Genomic DNA, 19,709 nt, shown 5'->3' with positions numbered 1-19,709 from the left:
AAACGGTTCCACTTTTGCATTTGGTAGCGTCAGGGCATGAACGTGCCGTCCGGACGCCGTGAGCGCAAGAAGGCCGCGACCCGCCAGAAGATCGCCGACACCGCCATGGAGCTCTTCTCGGAACGCGGGTACGACGCGGTGGGCATCCGGGACGTGGCCGCCGAGGCCGACGTGGCCGTCACCACGCTCTTCTCCCACTTCGCCTCGAAAGAGGCTCTGGTGTTCGAGCAGGACGAGGACTTCGAGCAGCGCCTCACCCAGGCGGTCACCGGCCGGGCGCCGCACGAGCCGCTCATCCCGGCACTGCGCCGCGAGATCCTGGCCCTGGTACGGCACTGCACGGCGGACGGGGCCGCCCCGATCCGGCGCATGATCGACGAATCGCCCGCCCTGCGGAAGTACGAGGAGTCGATGAGGCTGCGCCACGCCGAGTCGCTGGCGACGGCCATCGCCGCCGATCCCGGTCTCTCCCGGACCACGACGGCCTGCCGGACCATCGCCAGATTCGTGATCGACGCCTATTCACTGGCGCGGGAGGCGGCCGATCCCGAGGCTGCGGTGGACGAGATCTTCCGGATGATCGAGGCGGCCTGGGAGGTCGGCCAACCTTCACGACATACGTGAACCGGTCCTCCGGGCAGAACGGCGGCCGGTAGGACAGCGGCCGGTAGGGCGGGGGCGCCACCGCCTCAGACCGCGGGGGTGTCGGCGCGTGGCTCGTCGCCGGGCTGGTCCGGATCGTCTCCCGATTTCCCGACCGCCCCGTCACCACCGGGCTGGATCAGATCGTCTCCCGGCTTCTTGAGCTTCTTGACCGTACGGCGCCGGGCCGCGCCGACCGAGGTCCGCACCACCGAGAGCGGCTTGGCGACCGACTCCAGGGACTTGCGTTCGGCGTCCACCCCGAGGAACGTCTCCGCCAGCCCGCCGACGACCATGATGACGGCGCCCATCAGGAAGCCGATGTAGAGCCTGCCGCGCTCGGTACCGTCGCCGATCAGCCAGCCGTAGAAGTACGGTCCGGTGGCTCCGGCGCACTGGCCGATGGCGAAGAAGAGCGCGATGGCCTTGCCCCGGACCTCCAGCGGGAAGATCTCCCCCGCGGTCAGGTAGCCGGAGGAGGCACCGGCCGAGGCGAAGAAGAAGATGACGCACCAGGCGATCGTCTGGGTGGTCGCGGTCAGTACGTCGGTGACGAACAGCGTCGCGGTGACCGCCAGCGCGCATCCGGAGAACAGATAGGTCCCCGCGATCAGCCAGCGGCGGCCCACGATGTCGAAGAGCGGCCCCAGGATGATGGGGCCGGCGAGGTTGCCCGCGGCGAACGCCAGCAGGTACATGGGCGCGTCCTTGTCGGAGACGCCATAGAATTTCGTCAGCACCAGGGTGTAGGTGAAGAAGATCGCGTTGTACAGGAAGGACTGCGTGATCATCAGCGTCGAGGCGAGCACCGCCCTCTTCGGGTACTCCTTGAAGAGCACCCGCAGCAGCGTGACGTAGGTGGCGTGCTCCGACTCGGTGATCTCGATGGCGTCCTTCTCGTCGACCGGCGGCAGCTTCTTGCCGTGTCCGCGTACGGCGGACTCGATCCGGGCGATGGCGGCCTCGGCCTCGGCCTCCCGGCCGTTCATGATCAGCCAGCGGGGACTCTCCGGCAGATGGCGGCGGACGAACAGCACCGAGAAGCCCAGCACCGGGCCCAGCAGAAAGCCGATCCGCCAGGCGACCGACTCGTCGAAGGTGCTGAGGATCATCAGCTCGGCGACGGTGCCGACCATGGCACCCGCCCAGTAGGTGCCGTTGACCAGCAGGTCGACCCGCCCCCGGAAGCGGGCGGGCATCATCTCCTGGATCGCGGAGTTGATCGCCGCGTACTCACCGCCGATCCCGGTTCCCGCGATGAAGCGGGTCAGATACAGATAGGCGTCCCAGCCCGGCCCCTGGCCGTAGGTGAGCGCGGTCAGCCCGCTGCCGAACAGATAGACGCCGAACGTGAGCAGGAAGAGCTTCCGGCGCCCGAAGCGGTCGGCCATCCGCCCGAAGAAGAGCGCACCCGTCACCTGGCCGATCAGATAGACGGTCGCGATCAGTCCCGCCTCGCTGGAGGAGAGCCCCAGTGTCTCCGAGCGGGTGAGGACCGAGGTGACCGAGCTGGCGACCGTGATCTCCAGGCCGTCCAGGATCCACGCACAGCCCAGCGCCGCGATCATTTTCGTGTGGAAGCCGGACCAGGGCATCCGGTCGATACGTGCAGGGATCAGGCTGCGGAGCGGTGAGTCCGCCGGACGGGATGATGAGTTCGCTGCTGCCACGCCGTCACCCGTAACCGCAGCCGACCGTCCGTCAGAAGATCGTCCGGGCTTCTCACCCGAAAAGATGAGGGGACATCCGCCAGTGACGGATGTCCCCTCGAACGTCGGGGCGAGCCTCGCTCAGGCGCCCCGCAGCACCGCGCCCGTTCGCTCGACGGCCTCGGCGACGGCCGCGTCACGTGCGGCGGACGCCTCCTCGGCCTTGAGCGTGCGGTCCGGGGCCCGGAAACGCAGCGCGTAGGCCAGCGACTTGCGGCCCGCGCCCAGCTGCTCACCGGTGAAGACGTCGAACAGCCGCAGCGACTCCAGCAGCTCGCCCGCGCCCGCCCGCAGCGCGCTCTCCACCTCGGCAGCCGGGACCGACGCGTCCACGACGAGAGCCACATCCTGGGTGGCCACCGGGAACGTGGACACGTGCGGGCCCTGCACCTGACCGGTGGCGGCCCGCTCGACCAGGTCGAGGTCGAGCTCCATCGCGCAGCTGCGCTCCGGCAGCCCCAGCGCCTTGAGCACCCGCGGGTGCAGCTCGCCGGCGTGTCCGACCAGTACCCGGCTGCCCTCCAGCCGGACGTGGAGCGCCGCGCACCGCCCGGGGTGCCAGGGCGCGAAGCTCGCGCTCTCCACGGTCAGCTCCACACCCGCCTCGGCGGCCACGGTGCGGGCTGCCTCGATGGCGTCGGCCCAGTCGGCGGGGCGGCCCTTGCCCCACCAGCCGGCCCGCTCACGGGCGCCCGCCAGGACCGCCGCCACATGCCGGGGCTGTTCGGGCAGCGCCGCGTCCAGCCCGGCCAACTGCTCGTCCGTGGGCCGCTGGGCGACGGGCAGCCGCTCGGCCGCGGTCTCGGAGCCGGTCGGCAGGAAGACCAGGCCGGTCTCGAACAGCGCCAGGTCGTGGCTGCCGCGTCCGTCGTTGCGGCGCAGCGTGGCCAGCAGCCCGGGCAGCAGGGTGGTACGCAGCCCCGGCTCCTCGTCCGAGAGCGGGTTGACGAGCTGCACCGTACGACGGCGCGGGTCACCCGCCTCCAGGCCCAGCGCGTCGAAGGCGGCCTCGCCCACGAACGGGTAGGACGGCGCCTCGACATAGCCGGCGCCCGCCAGCGCACGGCCGACGCGGCGGTGCAGCCGCTGCCGCTCGGTCAGCCCGCGCCCGGGCAGCGGCCTGGGCAGGGTGGAGGGCAGGTTCTCGTAGCCCTCCAGCCGGATGACCTCCTCGGCCAGGTCGTTGGGGTCGGTCAGATCGGGCCGCCAGGACGGCACGGTGACCGTCAGCTGCTCGTCCTGCCCGGCATCCCCGTAGACGTCGCAGCCGACCTGCTGGAGGCGGCGGACGACCGTCTCGCGCCCGTAGGAGACGCCCGCGACCCGGTCCGGGTGGTCGGCCGGGATCCGGAGCGTCCGGGACCCCGACGGCGTGGTGATCTCGGTGACGCCCGGTTCGGCGGTGCCGCCGGCGAGCAGCACCAGCAGATCGACGGTGCGCTGCGCGGCCGCTGCCGCCGCCTCCGGGTCGACGCCCCGCTCGAAGCGGCGCGACGCCTCGGAGGAGAGCTTGTGCCGGCGCGCGGTGCGGGCGACGGAGACCGAGTCGAAGTGCGCGGCCTCGATCACCACGTCCGTCGTGCCGCTCACCGGGCCGTCGGCGGCCTCGGCCGAGGCATCGGCGATCTCGGTGTTGGCGCCGCCCATCACTCCGGCCAGGCCGATCGGCCCGCGGTCGTCGGTGATGACCAGGTCCCCGGCGTCCAGGACGCGCTTGGTGCCGTCGAGCGTGACCAGCTTCTCGCCGCTCTCGGCGCGCCGCACCCCGATGGGCCCCTCGATACGGGACCTGTCGTAGGCGTGCAGCGGCTGGCCCAGCTCCAGCATCACGTAGTTGGTGATGTCGACGGGCAGCGAGACCGGGCGCATCCCGGCCTTTTGCAGCCTGCGCTTGAGCCAGATCGGCGACTGCGCCTCGGGCCGCAGCCCGCTGACGGTGCGCGCGGTGAACCGGTCGCAGCCCAGCGGGTCGGTGACCTTCACCGGGTAGCCGTGCGCGTTGGGAGCGGGCACGTCCAGCAGCGCCGGGTCACGCAGCGGCACCCCGTAGGCGGTGGCCGTCTCGCGGGCGAGGCCCCGCATCGACAGGCAGTAGCCGCGGTCGGGCGTCACCGCGATGTCCAGGACCTCGTCGACCAGCTCCAGCAGCTCGATCGCGTCGGTGCCGACCTCGTGCTCGGGCGGCAGCACCATGATCCCGTTGTGGTCCTCGCCCATGCCCAGCTCGCGCTCGGAGCAGATCATGCCCTCGGAGACGCGGCCGTAGGTCTTGCGGGCGCTGATCTCGAATCCGCCGGGCAGCACGGCGCCCGGCAGGACGACGACGACCTTGTCGCCGACGGCGAAGTTGGTGGCACCGCAGATGAGGTTCTGCGGGTCGTCGGCGCCCCGGCCGACGTCCACCTGGCAGTAGCGGATCGGCTTCTTGAATTCCGTCAGCTCCTCGATGGCGAGGACCTGGCCGACCACCAGCGGGCCCTTGAGCCCGGCACCGGTCTGCTCGACCGTCTCGACCTCGAGACCGGCCGCGATCAGCCTGGCCGCGACGTCCCGGCCGGTCTCGGAAGCCGGCAGGTCGACGTACTCCCGGAGCCACGAAAGCGGCGCCCGCATCAGATCTCCATCCCGAACGGCCGGGTGAAGCGCACATCACCCTCGACCATGTCTCGCATGTCCTCGACGTTGTGGCGGAACATCAGCATCCGCTCGATGCCGAACCCGAAGGCGAATCCGCTGTACTTCTCCGGATCGACACCGCAGGCGGTCAGCACCCGCGGGTTGACCATGCCGCAGCCGCCCAGCTCGATCCAGCCCTCGCTGCTGCACGTACGGCAGGGGTTGTCCGGATCGCCGACGGACGCGCCCCGGCACACGAAGCAGACCATGTCCATCTCGGCGGACGGCTCGGTGAAGGGGAAGTAGGACGGGCGCAGCCGGGTGCCGAGGCCCTCGCCGAAGAGCGCCGAGACCATGTGGTCCAAGGTGCCCTTGAGGTCGGCCATGGTCAGCCCCTCGTCGATGGCCAGCAGCTCGACCTGGCCGAAGACGGGAGTGTGCGTGGCGTCCAGCTCGTCGGTGCGGTAGACCCGGCCCGGGCAGATGACGTAGACGGGCAGCTCGCGCCCCAGCAGCGAGCGGATCTGCACCGGCGAGGTGTGGGTGCGCAGCACGACGCCGGAGTCCTCCGCGCCGTCCGGGCCCCGCACGAAGAAGGTGTCCTGCATGGTGCGCGCCGGGTGGTCGGGGCCGAGGTTGAGGGCGTCGAAGTTGAACCACTCGGCCTCGACCTCGGGGCCCTCGGCGACCTCGTAGCCCATCGCCACGAAGACGTCCTCGATGCGCTCGGAGAGCGTGGTCAGCGGGTGCCGGGCGCCTGCCGGGCGGCGGTCGTAGGGCAGCGTGACATCCACGGCCTCCTCGACCAGCACGCGCTCGTCGCGCTCGCGCTCCAGCTCCTCCTGTCGGGCCTTGAGGGCCTTGTTGACCGCCCCCCTGGCCTGACCGACGCGCCTGCCCGCCTCCGCTTTCGCATGCGGGGGCAGTGCGCCGATCTCGCGGTTGGCCAGCGCCAACGGGGCACGGTCGCCCGCGTGTGCTGCCTTGACCTCGCGCAGCGCCTCCAGATCCCCGGCGGCGGCGACGGCGGCGAGCGCCTCGTCCCTGGCCCGGTCGATCGCTTCCGGTTTCAGTGCCTCGACCTCGACAGGGTCGTACGACTTGTTGGGTGCCGACATCTCTTCCCGTGTTTCCGATTGTCCCCCAGCTGTCGCTGGGAGGTGCCCCCTGGCTGCGTCCCGCCCTTGTCTGCTGACTGCGTGCCGGGGCCCGAGTCTAAAGGGGGCCGCCTGGTGGCGGATACGCGGAGGCCAGGGGCCTTGGCTGCTGGTCTGCCGGGTCGGCCCGGGTGCGCCGCGTGACCCTGCGGGTCAGGCCAGAAAGGCCGGGGCGCCCACGGGCAGGATAAATCGGAACCGGGCACCGCCCGCCGGCGCCCTCTCGACGGTGATGGCGCCGCCGTGCGCTTCCACGATGCCCTTGACGATGTAGAGCCCCAGGCCCGTGCCGCCGCGCCTGCTGCCACGCCAGAAGCGGGTGAACACGCGGCTCATGGACTCCTCCGGGATACCTGGGCCCTCGTCGCTGACCGTGACGGCAGTGCCGGTGCCGCCCGGCTCGCGGGGGGACGAGGTGGGCTGGACCTCGATGGTGACAGTTCCCTCGCCGTGCCGCACCGCGTTTTCCAGCAGATTGGCCAGCACCTGGTCGACCTTGTCGGGGTCCGCCCACAGATCGGGCAGCTCGTCGGCGATCTCGGTCTTGAACCGGGAGGCCGGCCGGCCCGCCGCCACGTGGGCATCCACATGGCGCTGCACCACCGCCGCCATGTCCAGCCGCTGGCGGCGCACCTCCAGCCGTCCCGAGTCGATCCGGGAGATGTCCAGCAGCTCGGCGATGAGCCGGGTGACGCGGTTGGCGTCCGCGTTGACGGTCTCCAGCATCAGCCGCTTCTGGTCGTCGGTGAACCGCTCCCACTTGGCCAGCAGCGTGGCCGTGAATCCCTTGACGGAGGTGAGCGGCGAGCGCAGTTCGTGGGCGACGGTGGCGATCAGCTCCGCGTGGCTGCGCTCGGTGCGCCGTCTGGCCTCGGTGCCCCGCAGCGTGACCACGACGCGCTCGACGGGCCCTCGCGGGCGCTGCCTTACATAGCGCGCGGCGACCAGCACCTCGTGGCCGCCGGGCAGCAGCAGGTTCCGCTCGGGCTGCCCGTTGCGGATGGCCGGGCCGTTGTACGGGTCGGTGAGCTGCCACCAGCGGCGCCCGTCCAGGTCCTCCAGCGGGAGCGCGGTGTGCAGCGGGCTGCCCAGCGCCTCCTCGCGCGCCCGCCCGGTGATCCGGACGGCCGCGGCGTTGAAGCAGACGACGCGTCCCGCTCCATCGGCGATCACGAGCCCGTCGGGCAGGTCGTCGGGCCGCACGTCCATCCCGTTCCGCTCCTCCTCCGGCGCCCTCGCTCCCCGGCACCCTACTAGCTGTGGGTGACCGCTTGGCACCCTCAGTGTGCCCGCTGGGCGCGGGCCGAGGCATAGAGGCAGACGGCTGCGGCGGTCGCCAGGTTGAGGCTCTCGGCACGACCGTGGATGGGCACCCGTACGACGGAGTCCGCCAGGGCCCGGGTCTCCTCCGGCAGCCCCCACGCCTCGTTGCCGAACACCCAGGCGGTGGGTCCGGCCATCGCACCGGCGTCCAGTTCCTCGTCCAGGTCCCGCTCCCCGGCGCCGTCGGCCGCCAGCACCCGCACCCCGGCCCCGGCGAGCCCGCGCGCCGCCTCCTGGACGGGCACATCGACGGCGACCGGCAGATGGAAGAGCGAACCGGCCGAGGCGCGCACGGCCTTGGGGTTGTAGAGGTCCACGGAGGCGTCGGTCAGCACCACGGCGTCGGCTCCGGCGGCATCGGCGCAGCGCAGCACGGTGCCGGCGTTGCCGGGGTCGCGTACGTGCGCGAGGACGGCGACCAGCCGGGGCCGCGCCGCCACGATCTGTTCGAACGGCCGGTCCAGGAAGCGGCACAGCCCCACGATGCCCTGCGGCGTGACCGTGTCGGCCATCTCCCCGATCACCTCGTCAGAGGCCGTGAGCACGGGAACCCCCGCCGTACGGACCGCGTCCAGCAACTCCGTGTGCCGCGCGGCGGCCTCCGGCGTCACATAGACCTCGACCAGGTGCTCCACCGCCTCCCGCACGGCCTGCGGCCCCTCGGCGAGGAACCGCCGCTCCTTGCCCCGGAAACTCCGTTTGGCGAGCTTGCGCGCTGTGCTGACGCGGGGAGACCGCACAGAGGTCAACTCGGGTGACATGACAAGTCAGTTGCTCACTTTCGGAAAAAAATTTCTCGCCGCCGTGGGGGCACCCCCGTGCGGAGCATGGGGGAGAGAAACCACGACGGCGAGAGTCCGGCGACAGGGCCGACGGCGTCAGCCACGACGCTCGGTCAACGGCGAAGCGGCAGCGCTCAGGCGGCCTTCGGGGCGTTCACATCGCTGGGCAGCGCCTTCTGCGCGACCTCGACCAGCGCGGTGAAGGCGGCGGCGTCGTTGACCGCCAGCTCGGCCAGCATCTTGCGGTCGACCTCGATGGAGGCGGCCTTCAGACCCTGGATGAAGCGGTTGTAGGTGATGCCGTTCGCGCGGGCCGCGGCGTTGATCCGCTGGATCCACAGCTGCCGGAAGTCGCCCTTGCGGCGCTTGCGGTCGTTGTAGTTGTAGACGTAGGAGTGGGTGACCTGCTCCTTCGCCTTGCGGTACAGGCGGGAACGCTGGCCGCGGTAGCCGCTGGCCTGCTCCAGGATCGCCCGGCGCTTCTTCTGAGCGTTTACTGCCCGCTTGACGCGTGCCACGTGATTACTCCTTGTTGGCGGGGCCGGGAGGGGACTTCACTGCTCCGGCCCAGGTCGATGGGGTCCCGGTCGTGCGGGGACTTACTTGCCGAGAAGCTTCTTGAGCTTCTTGGCGTCGGCCGGGGCCGCTTCGGTCTTACCGGCAAGGCGGCGCGTCAGCGTGGACGGCTTGTGCTCGAGGTAGTGGCGGCGACCGGCGCGCTGGCGCATCACCTTGCCGGAGCCGGTGAGCTTGACGCGCTTGCGGGTGCCACTGTGAGTCTTGTTCTTCGGCATGTCGCCGTTTCACTCCTCGTCGGTGACGCCTCCGCTGTCATCCAGGCAGGCGGAAGCGCCAGTTGTTCGTACAGGTTCCAGGGGCGGGTGCCCCGGGAGGGCTCACGCCTCGGCAGGCTCCTCGGCGGACTCCTCAGCGGGAGCGGACCCCTGCTGGCGCTCCGCCTTGCGGGCGGCCTGCGCCTCACGGGCCTCGGCCATCGCCTCGGTCTTCTTCTTGTGCGGACCGAGAACCATGATCATGTTGCGGCCGTCCTGCTTCGGGTTGGACTCCACGAAGCCCAGGTCCGACACGTCGTCCGCGAGCCGCTGCAGCAGTCGGAAGCCCAGCTCGGGACGGGACTGCTCACGACCGCGGAACATGATCGTGATCTTGACCTTGTCGCCCTGCTTGAGGAACCGGACGACGTGACCCTTCTTGGTGTCGTAGTCGTGCGGGTCGATCTTCGGCCGGAGCTTCATCTCCTTGATGACCGTGTGCGCCTGGTTCTTGCGCGCTTCACGGGCCTTCATGGCCGACTCGTACTTGAACTTGCCGTAGTCCATGAGCTTGCACACCGGCGGACGTGCGTTCGCCGCGACCTCGACCAGATCGAGGTCGTATTCCTGGGCGAGCTCCAGGGCCTTGGCAAGCGGCACGATGCCGACCTGCTCGCCGCTGGGACCGACGAGTCGCACCTCGGGGACGCGAATGCGGTCGTTGATGCGGGGCTCGGCGCTGATGGGGCCTCCTCGGGTACACCGCGCGAGCGTCTGGCGGACGGCCGCGCATGAGTTACGTCATCAATGAGTGACCACCGCTCGCGAGCGCGAAAAACGCCCCGGACGGGTCACAGGCGGGGCTCCTCACAGACCGGGAGCACCGCCGCGGAACTCCGCGGGGCGCAGCCTGACCGTTGACCCGCGGCCCGCAGGGCCACCAGGTGGGAGATCGGAGCCTCCACTTGCGGGCTGGAGCCCGTCCCTGTCGCTCTCTGGCGATGGCGGCGGGGGCAGTCTTCAGCCGGTCGATATCCCAGCATAGCAGCAGGGCGTACGAAGCGCCGCGCGGCGCCGTCGCGGGGCGGCCGGACGGCGGGGAGGGCCGCGCCGGGCCGTACGGCGGCGGGCGGGGCGGCCCGCACGGCAAGGCCCGTACGACAATACGGAAGCGGCGGGGCTTAGGGTGATCCGCATGAGCGACGCCGCAGCCGCCGGGCAGCCCTCCGGTCAGAACCCCGACTTCGACAGCCTGACCCGCGACATCGCGGATGTCCCGGCGGTCGAGGTGATCACCACCGTGGCGGTGCACCTGATGAGCTCTGCCGCCGTCAATCTCGGTCTCGCCGAGGAGGGCGAGCAGCACAAGGACCTGGACGAGGCCCGCAAGCTGATCCACGCCCTGGCCGGCCTGGTCACCGCGAGCGCCACCGAGATCGGCTCCTACCACGCGGCGCCGCTGCGCGACGGACTCAAGTCGCTGCAGCTCGCCTTCCGCGAGGCGTCCACCGTCCCCGACGAGCCCGGGCAGGGACCCGGCGAGAAGTTCACCGGTCCCGTCCACGGCTGAGCCGCCGGGGAGCGCGCCCCTCAGCTGACCCTCATCTCGCGCCGGGGCCGCCGGTTGGGCTGCGGGTGCGTGATCATGTGCACATACGCCGCGACGGCCGCGCCGACCAGCGGCGCCACGATGAACAGCCACAGCTGGGTGAGCGCCGCGCCACCGGCGAAGACGGCCGGGCCCAGGCTCCGGGCCGGGTTGACCGAGGTACCGGTCAGCGGGATGCCGACCAGGTGGACGACGGCCAGCGCGATACCGATGGGCAGCCCGTCGAAGCCGACGACCGCCACCTTGTGGGTCACCGCGAGCACCGTGTAGACGAACAGGAAGGTCAGGATCAGCTCGGCGACGAAGGCTCCACCGGTGTTGATGTGCACCGCCGAGCGGTCACCGAAGCCGTTGCTGCCGAAGCTGCCGCTCGTCTCCAGGCCCGGAACCTGCTTGGCCACCAGGAACAGCAGCGCGGCACCCGCGATACCGCCGACGAGCTGCGCGATCCAGTACTTCACCGCCAGGTCCAGATCCAGCCGTCCGGCCAGGAACATCCCGAGCGTCACCGCCGGGTTCACATGGGAACCGGAGATCGGCCCGATCGCGTAGGCGAGGGCGAGCATCACGAAGCCGAACGTGAGCGCGATGCCCAGCGAGCCGACGTACTCGGCGGCCAGCACCGCGGCGCCGACGCCGAAGAACACCAGCAGCAGCGTGCCCAGGAACTCCGCGGCGATCGGCTGTGGCTTGTCTTCCAGGTCCTTGAGCTGCTCGGGGCTCGCCTGGAGCGACTTGACCTGCATGTCGACCTCCCGTGGGGGTCGTAGGAGGCAGCCGGGGGTCGGTCTTTCCCCGCACTCCCCCTGAGTGTCCGACGCCCGTCGGCGGCTCGCACCTCGGGAGCGGTCAGGCCCGGTAGAAGGCCGACTCGGGCAGCGGGCTGCCCGCGGGGAGAAGTGCCAGGTCCAGGCCGCGGACCAGCCGGGCGCGCAGTGTCTCGTCGGCGGCCAGCGCTCCGGCCACCCGCTGGGCGACGGCCTGCACCTCGGCGTCCGGCACGAGCGCGAGGGCGAGAGTGCCGTCCCCCGAGGCGTCGCCGGGCGTCAGATGGGCGCCGGCGACCGCGGGCTCGGCCGCGAGCACGGCCCGTAGCGCCTCGGCGACGGCGGGGTCCGCCAGCGCGGAGGTGTGGACGCGGCCCTCGGCGAGCGCGTGGAGCGCCGGCCCGGTCACCTCGTAGGGCACCGGTCCGGCCAGGTCGAGGAGCAGGGTGTCCGCCTGCTCGTGCGCCGCCGCCTGGAGCGCCTGGTGCAGCGGTACGGCGACGGGGCGCGCGTCCGGGCGCCAGCGGACCAGCGCCTCGGTGGAGGTGAAGGCGGGCAGGGCCCGGCGACCGCCGGGCGCGTTGAGCGTGGGGACGGCCATCTCGCTGGTCTTGTCGCGGCGCAGCCCGTCCTCCCCCGTCTCGGCCTCGGTCAGGACGGCGACGACGGGAACGAGCAGCCGGGCCCCGCGCAGTGCCGACAGCACGCGGGCCTCGGCCCCCGGTGCCCGGCGGTCGGCCCGCCAGGCCGCGAGCGCGTCGGCGAGTTCGGCATCGGCGGTGCCGTCGTCGCTGGAGAAGGCCGACTGAGGGATGTTCTTGAGCGCCACGCACCGAGCGTATCGGGTGGCCGAGGCCGCTGAGGCGCCGGAGGGCGGGCGCCGATAGCGTCGGTGGGATGAACGCGCGCAGCGATGTCGGCAACGGGCCGTCGGCGCGGCTGGCCGTGGCCGCGCAGCCGCTGGCGGGCGAGCCCGCGGCGGCCCTGGTGCACGGCGAGGCCGGGTCGTTCGTGGCGGCCAGTGTGATGAAGGTGCACATCCTCGTGGCGCTGCTGCTGCGGGCGCAGGGCAGCCTCGGCGGCCCGGCACGGGAGGTGACCGCGCAGGAGAGGACGCGGGCCGCCGCCATGATCCAGCACAGCGACAACGACGCGGCGAACGCGCTGTGGCGGGCCGCCGGGGGCGCGGAGGGTGTCGCGGCCACGGGCCGACTGCTGGGGCTGGTCGGCACCCGGCCCGCCGAGGACGGGCGCTGGGGCCTGAGTACGACGACGGCCGCCGACCAGCTGGCGCTGCTGCGGGCCGTGCACGGGCGCGGCCCCGGGCCGCGGGTGCTGGCGCCGGGGGCGCGGCAATGGGTGCGCGAGCTGATGCGCGGTGTCGTCGACTGCCAGCGCTGGGGCGTGACGGCGGCCGGGGACGGGCGTCCGGCGGCGCCCAGGACGCCGCACGAGGCGTCACAGCCGCCGCCTCACGAGGTGAAGAACGGCTGGCTCCCCCGCACGGCGACCGGTCTGTGGGTGATCAACAGTGTGGGCCGGGTGACCGCCGCGGGCCACCCCTGGCTGCTGGCCGTGCTCTCGGACGGGCACGCCACGGCCGAGGCGGGCATCGCCGCGGTGGAGGAGGCCGCCCGCGCGGCGGTACACGCGCTCATGGACCACCGGGTGGTGCCGGACCCCCTCCCGGGCCGCCGCCCGGCCGGAGGGGGCGGATCCGCAGCCGGGGCGGGAGCCGCGGGGTGAAACCGCGGTGGACGGCGAGGGCCACCCCGATCAGTACGGCACCCAGCACGGCTGCCAGGATCGCGAACCAGCCGGGGCCGCCCTCGTCGCCCGGGCGCCCCGACCCGAAGTACTCCTTGCCGTACTCGCCCACGGCAGGCTGCTGCTTGCGCGGCTCGATGTGGGAGCCCATCTCGATGGCCGCCGCCGGATCCACCACCCCGGTGCCGACCGCGTCGCTGCGCCCGCCCTCCGGGGTGTGGCCGGCGGTGTCCGAGATCAGCTTCTTGATCTGGGTGGGGCTCAGATCCGGGTGGGCGGCGCGGACCAGCGCGACGGCGCCCGAGGTGAAGGCCGCGGCGGCGCTGGTGCCCCAGCCCTGGTAGTAGCTGCGGTCGGGGTCGGCGATCAGGATGTCCTTGCCGGGTGCCGCCACGGTCGCGTACCAGCGCCGGGTGGAGAAGGCCGCCCGCGCGCCGTTGCGGTCGACGGCGGCCACCGCGATGACGCCCGGATAGGCGGCGGGGTAGGAGACGTGGTCGCCGTCCTCACCGCCGTTGCCCGCCGAGGCCACGACGACGGCCCCCTTGCGCAGCGCGTAGCGGACCGCGGCGTCCTCGCGGGCGTCGGGGTGCGCGGCGTCGCTGTCGTCGCCCAGGGAGAGGTTGATGACATCGGCGCCGTGGTCGGCGGCCCAGCGGATACCGTCGGCGAGGGCGGTCTTGCGCTGGTCGCGGGCCTTGCCACGCTGCGGGTCCTTCTCCTCCAGCAGTACCCGCACCGGCAGGATGCGGGCCTCGGGCGCGATGCCGAGCACCCCGTCCTTGCCGTCCTTGCCATGGCCGTGCCCGGCGATGATCCCGGCCATGGCGGTGCCGTGCCGGGCCCAGTGGCGGTCGCCCTTCTCGGCGCCGATACCGACCATGTCCTTGCCGTCGAGGACGTTCTTGCGCAGGTCGGGGTGGCTGCCGTCGACGCCGGTGTCCAGCACGGCGACGGTGACGCCCCGGCCCTTGGTGGTCTTCCACGCCTCCTTGGCGTGCAGGGCTTTGAGCGCCCACTCCTGCCGCTGCAGCCCCTCGCCCTGCGCATGTGCCGTACCGGCGGTGACGGGTGCGAGGGCGAGCAGGGCACACACGAGAGCGGCCAGGGTGCGCCGGATGCGCAGTGGGCGCAGTACGCGCTTCATCGGTTCTCGTCGCCTTCCGCCTCGCCGTCCTTGCCCTTGTCCGCCTCGTCCGCCTTGGGCGCCTTGTGCGCGCCGCCGCCCGAGCCGGACTCCCGCTCGGTGGTGGCCTCGCGCAGCCGGCGCTCGATGCGGTCGGCGACGCCCTGGGCGTCATGGCCGAGTCCGGCCTGGGCGGCGGCCGAGGTCTCGCCCTTGCGGGTGGCGTCGTTCGCCGGCTGGGGGTCGGTGACCACCCGGCCGTCGGCGAAGCCGGAGACGGAGTAGACGACCACGGGCACGTCCCGCAGCACCCGGACGGTCCAGCTCGCCCGCTGCGCGTCGCCGAACTCGGCGGCGACCGTACCGCGCGCGGCGTACGGACGCGGCATCAGATCGGCGCGGTCGGCGAGGTTCTGGGAGGCGAACCGCTCCCGCAGATCGCGCATGGCGGCCGGGTCGGCCTTGGTGAACATCAGCCCGACGGTGATGACGCTGGTGGAGGTCTCATCGACGTAGGTGGCCCGCACCAGTCGGCCGCAGCCCACCGGGGCCAGCGCTTTGGCCAGCATCGGGTCGAAGGCGTGCGCACAACTGCTGTCGGGCGCCACCGCGACCCGGGTCCAGCGCCGGTCGGCGCCGCCGGGCCCGGCGCCCTCGCCCTTGAGGGTGCGGGGGAAGAGTTCGTCGACGGGGATCTCGTGCCAGGCCGCGCGGGCGCCGTCGAATCCGGCCGCCACCGCGGGCCGTTGGTCGACGTCTCCGGACAGCAGCACCCCGGCGCCGGCGCCGCCCAGCAGGCCGACGCCCAGGACGAGGCAGACGGCGGCGAGGAGCGACCGGACGGTGGGCGGGGCATGCCCACGGGAACCGGCGGCCGAGGCCGGGCCGAACCGGGCGGACACGCGCGGCGGTGGCGGCGGCATCGTGGGGGCCGGCGGCGGTACGGGCGCGGCCGGTGCGGTGCCGGCCCCCGGGGAGGGGTCGGCAGCGCGGCCCGGGGTACGGGGCCCGGGCGGCGCTCCGCTGGTTCCCTTGGCCTCGGGGGCTTCCGGCTCGTCGTACGGGCGGCCGTTCTGCGGGCGCCCGTTGCGCAGGCCCGGGACGCGGGGGCCGGTGAGGGGTTCGCCGGTGGGGGGCGCGGGTTGCGGAAGTTGTGCGGGAGCGGGGGGACGGAGGGCGTGCGCGGGGTCGCGGGGGGCAGGGACGGACGCGCGCTCGGAGCGCTCCGCCGCTGCCTCTTCCCTCTCCCTGGAATGTGGCATCTGTGGGCTGGACTCGTCTTCCGGGGTCGGCTCCGCCTCCTGCGCGCGCCCCGTCTCCTCGTCCATGTCGACCTGGCCGGCGGCGCCGTCGGCAGCGGCGCTCGCCGGTCCGTCGGTGGACGGTGGTGGGGAGACGGGACGTGGGGGGACGCTGGGACGCGGAGGGACAGCGGGGCGGGGTGGTGCTGCCGGTGGCGCGGGGATGGACGTGGCGAGCGGCGGCGGCGCCTCGGGCCGGGGCGGGGTGGCGGGGCGCTCGGGGACAGCGGCACGGTCGGCGTCAGTGCCCATGTGCGCCCCCCTTCGCGCCATACCGCCCCGCACGAACGCCTGGCTGAGCAGGGGTGTTCGTCGTGGCCACAGTGAACTGTTCGCCGCGTGCCGTCCCGTCACGGCGTGCGGCGTCACTCTACGGTGCGAACCGGGAGGGACGGCAACCCGGCCAAAAGGGGTGACGGACCCGGCGAGGTGGGCGAACGCGCCCCGGCGGGAACGGTCGCGGAACGTGTCCGGCGTTCCGGGGCTGTGCGGCGCCCGGCGCCCATGGCAAGCTGCCAGGGTGTTCGATTCGACTGCCGATCCCGCCACCGTCCGCGCCCGGTACGACCGTGCGACCGCCCAGCTGGACGCGCCGCTCGCGCTGGTGGACCTGGCGGCGTTCGACGCCAACGCCGACGACCTGCTGCGGCGCGCCGGGGGCAAGCCGGTACGGGTGGCCAGCAAGTCGGTGCGCTGCCGCGCGCTGTTGGAGCGGGTGCTGGCCAAGGACGGTTTCAGCGGGGTGATGAGCTACACCCTCGCCGAGTCGCTGTGGCTGGCCAGATCGGGCATCACGGACGTGCTGCTGGCGTACCCGTCGGCCGATCGCGCCGGGTACGCGGAACTGGCCGGCGACCCCAAGCTGGCCGCGGCGGTGACCGTGATGGTGGACGACCCGGCGCAGCTCGCATTGATCGACGCGGCACGCGACGGGGGCGGCGAGCGGATCCGGGTCTGCATCGAACTGGACACCTCGCTGCGGCTGTTGGGCGGCCGGATCCACATCGGCAGCCGCCGCTCGCCGCTGCACTCCCCCGCCGAGCTGGCCGATCTCGCCCGTGCCGTGCAGCGGCGCCCGGGCTTCCAGCTGGTGGGGGTCATGGCGTACGAGGGCCATGTGGCGGGGGTGGGGGACGCCGTGGCCGGTGCGCCTGTGCTCTCACGCGGCATCCGACTGATGCAGTCGGCGGCCCGGCGCGAACTGGCGGGGCGGCGCGCCGCAGCGGTGCGGGCCGTCCGCGCGGTGGCGCCGGACCTGGAGTTCGTCAACGGCGGCGGTACGGGAAGTGTCCAGCACACCGCGGCCGAGGAGGCGGTGACGGAGATCGCGGCCGGCTCGGGGCTGTATGTCCCCCGGCTGTTCGACAACTACACCTCGTTCACCGGCCGGCCCGCCGCGCTGTTCGCCATGCCGGTGGTGCGCAGGCCCGGCGTGGGTGTGGTCACGGTGCTGGGCGGCGGCTATCCGGCCTCCGGTGCCGCCGGCCCCGACCGGTTGCCCGAGCCTTGGCTGCCCACCGGGCTCCGCTACGCCCCGCAGGAGGGACCCGGCGAGGTGCAGACCCCGCTGCTGGGCCGGCCCGCCGACGACCTGCTCATCGGGGACAAGGTCTGGTTCCGGCACGCGAAGGCGGGTGAGCTGTGCGAGCGGTTCGACACGCTGCACCTGGTGGAGGGCGACCGGGTGACGGCGTCGGTGCCCACCTACCGGGGCGAGGGCATGACCTTCCTGTGACCGGACCGGTGCCGGCGCTGCCACCGGCGCCGGTCAGACCGCCTCGGTGTTGCCGTCGTCCTGCCGGCCGAGCTCGGTCTTGACGAGCCCCTTGCGCAGCTCGTCCAGATCGGCGGCGGACGGCCCGCCGTCGGAGACGTCGACGCTGCTCCACATGACCAGGATGTCCTGGCGGTCGTGCGGGGAGCGGAAGACGACCGCCTCCACGTCGGCGTCCGGTTCGAGCTTGTTCTCCACCCGCCAGCGGATGCGGTACCCGGGCCGTCCGGCGACTGTGACCTCACCCGACTCGGTGACCTTGTGCGAGGTGATACCGCCGTACGCCTTCTTCCCGTACGACTCCTTGGCGTTCTTGGCCACCTCAGCCTCGGCGATCTGCTTGAGCGAGTCCTTCCCCCACACGCCGGGGAAGCGGTGCAGCGCGGCGCCACCGCGCACGCAGGGCGTGGACTGCGGCTTGGGGCACGGGTAGCTGCCCCGGTAGCTGAGGAAGGACGAGTCGGGGTTCTTGAGCTCCCACCCCTGGGGGACGGTCATCCCGACGCCGAAGCGGGGGATGGACACCACTTCTCCCGGGGAGATGTGCGGCGCCGGCTTGTCGTCATCCGGCCCGGGTTTCTCCGCTTCCGGGCTCTCGGAGGGCTTCGACGAGGAGGAAGAGGCCGCCTCGGGCTCCTTGTCGTCCGAGCCGTCGCTGCCGCCCAGCAGCAGCACCCCGCCCACCGCCAGCGCGGCGGCCAGCACGATCGAGCCCACGATGCCCGCGACGAGCGGACCGCGCCCCGCCGCGCCACCGCCCCGGCCCGGCAGCGGGGCGGCAACCCCGGTGCCGGGCCGGGTGTGACTGGTCCAGGTGCTGCCGTCCCACCAGCGCTCCTGCGGCGGGAGTTGGGGCGTCTGCCCGGGATCGGGATACCAGCCGGGCGGGGTCGTCATGCTCACGGTCGCACCCTATGGCACATACGTACGACGACGGAGGGCGGCCCGAAGACCCGCCTCACGCCTCCTCGCCGAAGGCGGTGTCCTTCTGGTCGGGGACGATCGAACCGTCGCTCCTGCGAACCGGCCCGAGGGAGCCGTCAGGGTTGGTGCGGCCCTCGGTGGCGCACGGATACGGCGTCTCCTTGCGCGGCAGCGGTTCGATGAACATCGGATTCACCGCCCAACGCCCGTCGGCGTCGTCGTACCCCCGGCACATGATCTCCGGCTTGTTGCGGTTGAGTACGAGATGGGTGCCCGTCGCGTCCCCGACGAAGGTGACATCGGTGTCGGCGTCACCGCCGCCGATGGCGATGCGGTGCCCCCGGTCCTGCTTCCGCCAGGCGCGGGCGCCCTCGATACCGAAGATCTCCTGGTTGATGACGCAGCGCTTGCCGTCGATGTAGGGGATCATCCCGCCCTTGCTGCGGGGCATGTCTCCGCAGCCCTCGGTCCAAGTGGTGATCCTGCCGTGCTCGACGACGCTGCGGATCGCGAGGGTGTGCTTGCGGTCGATACCGACCCCGCTGGCCCACTCCTCCGCCACCGGCTCGGAGCCCGCCGAGACGATGTAGACCTCGAACCCGGCCCTCCTGAGCGTACGGAGCAGATCCTTCTGCTGCGCGTAGTAGCGGCTGTAGGCGGGCACGGTGTGGGTGCCGACCCGCTGCTCACTGCCGATGGGCGCCGCCAGCGCCTCGTCCCGCGCGGCCCGCGCGTAGGAGCGGAGCTCGGCGACCGTGTGCCCCGCGAACAGCTGCGGGACCCAGGCGTACTGGGGAACGGTACGGCGGTGGTTCCACCCGCCGGCGAACGCCTGCCGGCCGCTCATCGTCTCGGCCTCGCCCCGGACCTGGAGGATCTCGTCGGCGCACGCGGCGTTGCTCGACGTGGGGAGGGGCTTCCCGACCGGAACGTCGGTGCCGCACGCCTCGGTGAGGGCCCGGTCGGCGGCCGGAGTCAGCCACTTGCTGGTGTCCGCCCAGTCCTGAGGGCGGAGGATCTTGTCGTGCCGGAGGGCCCAGGCGATGGTGGCATCGGTCGCGTCGTTCTTGACGATGGTGTTGTCCCAGTCGAACGCGGCGACCGGACGGTGCCCGTGCCCGCCACCGCGCCACTTCGCGGAGCAGGTGCCGCGCTCGTCGATGGTGCGCTGGAGCTTGGCGCGGTTGTCGCCGTGCCACCTGAGCTTTTTCGAGAGCTGGGGGCAGTGGCGTGTGCCGCCCGTGTGGTGGGCGCCGTGCGCCTGGGCGGGGGTGGAGGTGAGGGTCGCGGCGAGGGCCGCGGCCATGGTGAGGGTCGACAGGACGGATCTGCTGCGCATGCTGGGCGCCCCTCCTGGGTGATCAACAGTGTCTCTGTGTACGCTACATCCAATTCCCCGTCACCATCCCTTGAGGGGGCCCACTTGGGCCCCCTCCCTG

General features: G+C 72.5%; 18 protein-coding genes. 4 read left to right on the top strand and 14 right to left on the bottom strand.

Going from position 1 to position 19,709, the window contains the following annotated elements; genetic code table 11:
* Positions 1-36 precede the first annotated feature (36 nt).
* Positions 37-624 carry a TetR/AcrR family transcriptional regulator gene (locus JW613_RS16130; protein WP_209211525.1) on the top strand — a complete coding sequence of 196 codons (588 nt, stop codon included), beginning with the start codon at positions 37-39 and terminating at the stop codon, positions 622-624.
* A 65-nt stretch (positions 625-689) separates the two neighbouring features.
* On the opposite strand, the gene JW613_RS16125 is transcribed toward JW613_RS16130, so the two are convergent.
* The 8 genes from JW613_RS16125 to infC all read right to left on the bottom strand — a co-directional run bounded on the left by JW613_RS16125 (position 690) and on the right by infC (position 9,746).
* Entirely contained in the window at positions 690-2,312 is a 1,623-nt protein-coding gene (locus tag JW613_RS16125; protein WP_307865920.1) for an MFS transporter, read from the bottom strand.
* Positions 2,313-2,432: 120 nt separating this feature from the next.
* A complete protein-coding gene (gene pheT / locus JW613_RS16120) occupies positions 2,433-4,964 on the bottom strand; it encodes a phenylalanine--tRNA ligase subunit beta (protein ID WP_209211524.1) in 2,532 nt (843 codons plus the stop codon).
* Positions 4,964-6,085: a phenylalanine--tRNA ligase subunit alpha gene (gene pheS / locus JW613_RS16115; RefSeq protein ID WP_209211523.1), complete on the bottom strand. Its 1,122-nt coding sequence runs from the start codon at positions 6,083-6,085 to the stop codon at positions 4,964-4,966. The genes pheT and pheS overlap by 1 nt, the downstream gene beginning before the upstream one ends.
* Positions 6,086-6,277: 192 nt before the next feature.
* Positions 6,278-7,333, bottom strand: a complete 1,056-nt coding sequence (locus tag JW613_RS16110; protein ID WP_209211522.1) for a sensor histidine kinase — start codon at positions 7,331-7,333, stop codon at positions 6,278-6,280.
* A gap of 71 nt (positions 7,334-7,404) precedes the next feature.
* Entirely contained in the window at positions 7,405-8,208 is an 804-nt protein-coding gene (locus JW613_RS16105) for a TrmH family RNA methyltransferase (RefSeq protein WP_209211521.1), read from the bottom strand.
* Between the two features lie 155 nt (positions 8,209-8,363).
* A complete protein-coding gene (gene rplT / locus JW613_RS16100) occupies positions 8,364-8,747 on the bottom strand; it encodes a 50S ribosomal protein L20 (protein WP_099878845.1) in 384 nt (127 codons plus the stop codon).
* A gap of 81 nt (positions 8,748-8,828) precedes the next feature.
* Positions 8,829-9,023, bottom strand: coding sequence for a 50S ribosomal protein L35 (gene rpmI, locus JW613_RS16095; protein WP_099878846.1), 195 nt, complete (start codon positions 9,021-9,023; stop codon positions 8,829-8,831).
* A 102-nt stretch (positions 9,024-9,125) separates the two neighbouring features.
* A complete protein-coding gene (gene infC, locus JW613_RS16090; protein ID WP_209211742.1) occupies positions 9,126-9,746 on the bottom strand; it encodes a translation initiation factor IF-3 in 621 nt (206 codons plus the stop codon).
* Positions 9,747-10,197: 451 nt separating this feature from the next.
* Here infC and JW613_RS16085 point away from each other — a divergent pair, with 451 nt between their 5' ends.
* Positions 10,198-10,572 (top strand): DUF1844 domain-containing protein, encoded by a 375-nt coding sequence (locus JW613_RS16085; RefSeq protein ID WP_099878849.1) that lies wholly within the window; start codon positions 10,198-10,200, stop codon positions 10,570-10,572.
* Positions 10,573-10,592: 20 nt separating this feature from the next.
* Here JW613_RS16085 and JW613_RS16080 read toward each other — a convergent pair whose 3' ends face one another.
* Together JW613_RS16080 and JW613_RS16075 are read right to left on the bottom strand one after the other, a co-directional pair.
* Entirely contained in the window at positions 10,593-11,357 is a 765-nt protein-coding gene (locus tag JW613_RS16080) for an MIP family channel protein (protein ID WP_245225789.1), read from the bottom strand.
* A gap of 103 nt (positions 11,358-11,460) precedes the next feature.
* Positions 11,461-12,207 carry an SseB family protein gene (locus JW613_RS16075; protein ID WP_209211520.1) on the bottom strand — a complete coding sequence of 249 codons (747 nt, stop codon included), beginning with the start codon at positions 12,205-12,207 and terminating at the stop codon, positions 11,461-11,463.
* Between the two features lie 68 nt (positions 12,208-12,275).
* On the opposite strand from JW613_RS16075, the gene JW613_RS16070 reads away from it, so the two are divergent.
* Entirely contained in the window at positions 12,276-13,124 is an 849-nt protein-coding gene (locus JW613_RS16070) for a serine hydrolase (RefSeq protein WP_209211519.1), read from the top strand.
* Here JW613_RS16070 and mycP read toward each other — a convergent pair.
* Together mycP and JW613_RS35815 are read right to left on the bottom strand one after the other, a co-directional pair.
* Positions 13,033-14,292 (bottom strand): type VII secretion-associated serine protease mycosin, encoded by a 1,260-nt coding sequence (gene mycP, locus JW613_RS16065; RefSeq protein ID WP_209211518.1) that lies wholly within the window; start codon positions 14,290-14,292, stop codon positions 13,033-13,035. The two genes, JW613_RS16070 and mycP, sit on opposite strands and share 92 nt — an antisense overlap.
* Positions 14,289-15,824, bottom strand: a complete 1,536-nt coding sequence (locus JW613_RS35815; RefSeq protein ID WP_245225787.1) for a hypothetical protein — start codon at positions 15,822-15,824, stop codon at positions 14,289-14,291. The genes mycP and JW613_RS35815 overlap by 4 nt, the downstream gene beginning before the upstream one ends.
* A 268-nt stretch (positions 15,825-16,092) precedes the next feature.
* On the opposite strand from JW613_RS35815, the gene JW613_RS16055 reads away from it, so the two are divergent.
* Entirely contained in the window at positions 16,093-17,307 is a 1,215-nt protein-coding gene (locus tag JW613_RS16055; RefSeq protein ID WP_209211517.1) for an amino acid deaminase/aldolase, read from the top strand.
* A 33-nt stretch (positions 17,308-17,340) separates the two neighbouring features.
* Here the strand turns inward: JW613_RS16055 and JW613_RS16050 are convergent, their stop codons facing one another.
* Both JW613_RS16050 and JW613_RS16045 read right to left on the bottom strand, forming a co-directional pair.
* Positions 17,341-18,243 (bottom strand): DUF2510 domain-containing protein, encoded by a 903-nt coding sequence (locus JW613_RS16050; protein WP_245225805.1) that lies wholly within the window; start codon positions 18,241-18,243, stop codon positions 17,341-17,343.
* A 61-nt stretch (positions 18,244-18,304) separates the two neighbouring features.
* Positions 18,305-19,609, bottom strand: a complete 1,305-nt coding sequence (locus JW613_RS16045) for an HAD family hydrolase (protein ID WP_209211515.1) — start codon at positions 19,607-19,609, stop codon at positions 18,305-18,307.
* Positions 19,610-19,709: the final 100 nt, after the last annotated feature.

Origin of the sequence: Streptomyces smyrnaeus (genome assembly GCF_017676345.1) — a bacterium.
GTDB lineage: Bacteria > Actinomycetota > Actinomycetes > Streptomycetales > Streptomycetaceae > Streptomyces > Streptomyces smyrnaeus.
The sequence above is the reverse complement of the archived record's forward strand: the minus strand, read 5'-3'. Positions and strand labels throughout refer to the sequence as shown.

Bases quoted from the DNA above. Each gene is read 5' to 3' on its own strand.
- JW613_RS16110 (WP_209211522.1), bottom strand. From the start codon at position 7,333: ATGGACGTGCGGCCCGACGACCTGCCCGACGGGCTCGTGATCGCCGAT.
- rpmI (WP_099878846.1), bottom strand. From the start codon at position 9,023: ATGCCGAAGAACAAGACTCACAGTGGCACCCGCAAGCGCGTCAAGCTC.
- JW613_RS16105 (WP_209211521.1), bottom strand. From the start codon at position 8,208: ATGTCACCCGAGTTGACCTCTGTGCGGTCTCCCCGCGTCAGCACAGCG.
- JW613_RS16080 (WP_245225789.1), bottom strand. From the start codon at position 11,357: ATGCAGGTCAAGTCGCTCCAGGCGAGCCCCGAGCAGCTCAAGGACCTG.
- JW613_RS16045 (WP_209211515.1), bottom strand. From the start codon at position 19,609: ATGCGCAGCAGATCCGTCCTGTCGACCCTCACCATGGCCGCGGCCCTC.
- JW613_RS16070 (WP_209211519.1), top strand. From the start codon at position 12,276: ATGAACGCGCGCAGCGATGTCGGCAACGGGCCGTCGGCGCGGCTGGCC.
- JW613_RS16085 (WP_099878849.1), top strand. From the start codon at position 10,198: ATGAGCGACGCCGCAGCCGCCGGGCAGCCCTCCGGTCAGAACCCCGAC.
- JW613_RS35815 (WP_245225787.1), bottom strand. From the start codon at position 15,824: ATGGGCACTGACGCCGACCGTGCCGCTGTCCCCGAGCGCCCCGCCACC.
- JW613_RS16050 (WP_245225805.1), bottom strand. From the start codon at position 18,243: ATGACGACCCCGCCCGGCTGGTATCCCGATCCCGGGCAGACGCCCCAA.
- pheT (WP_209211524.1), bottom strand. From the start codon at position 4,964: ATGCGGGCGCCGCTTTCGTGGCTCCGGGAGTACGTCGACCTGCCGGCT.
- mycP (WP_209211518.1), bottom strand. From the start codon at position 14,292: ATGAAGCGCGTACTGCGCCCACTGCGCATCCGGCGCACCCTGGCCGCT.
- pheS (WP_209211523.1), bottom strand. From the start codon at position 6,085: ATGTCGGCACCCAACAAGTCGTACGACCCTGTCGAGGTCGAGGCACTG.
- JW613_RS16130 (WP_209211525.1), top strand. From the start codon at position 37: ATGAACGTGCCGTCCGGACGCCGTGAGCGCAAGAAGGCCGCGACCCGC.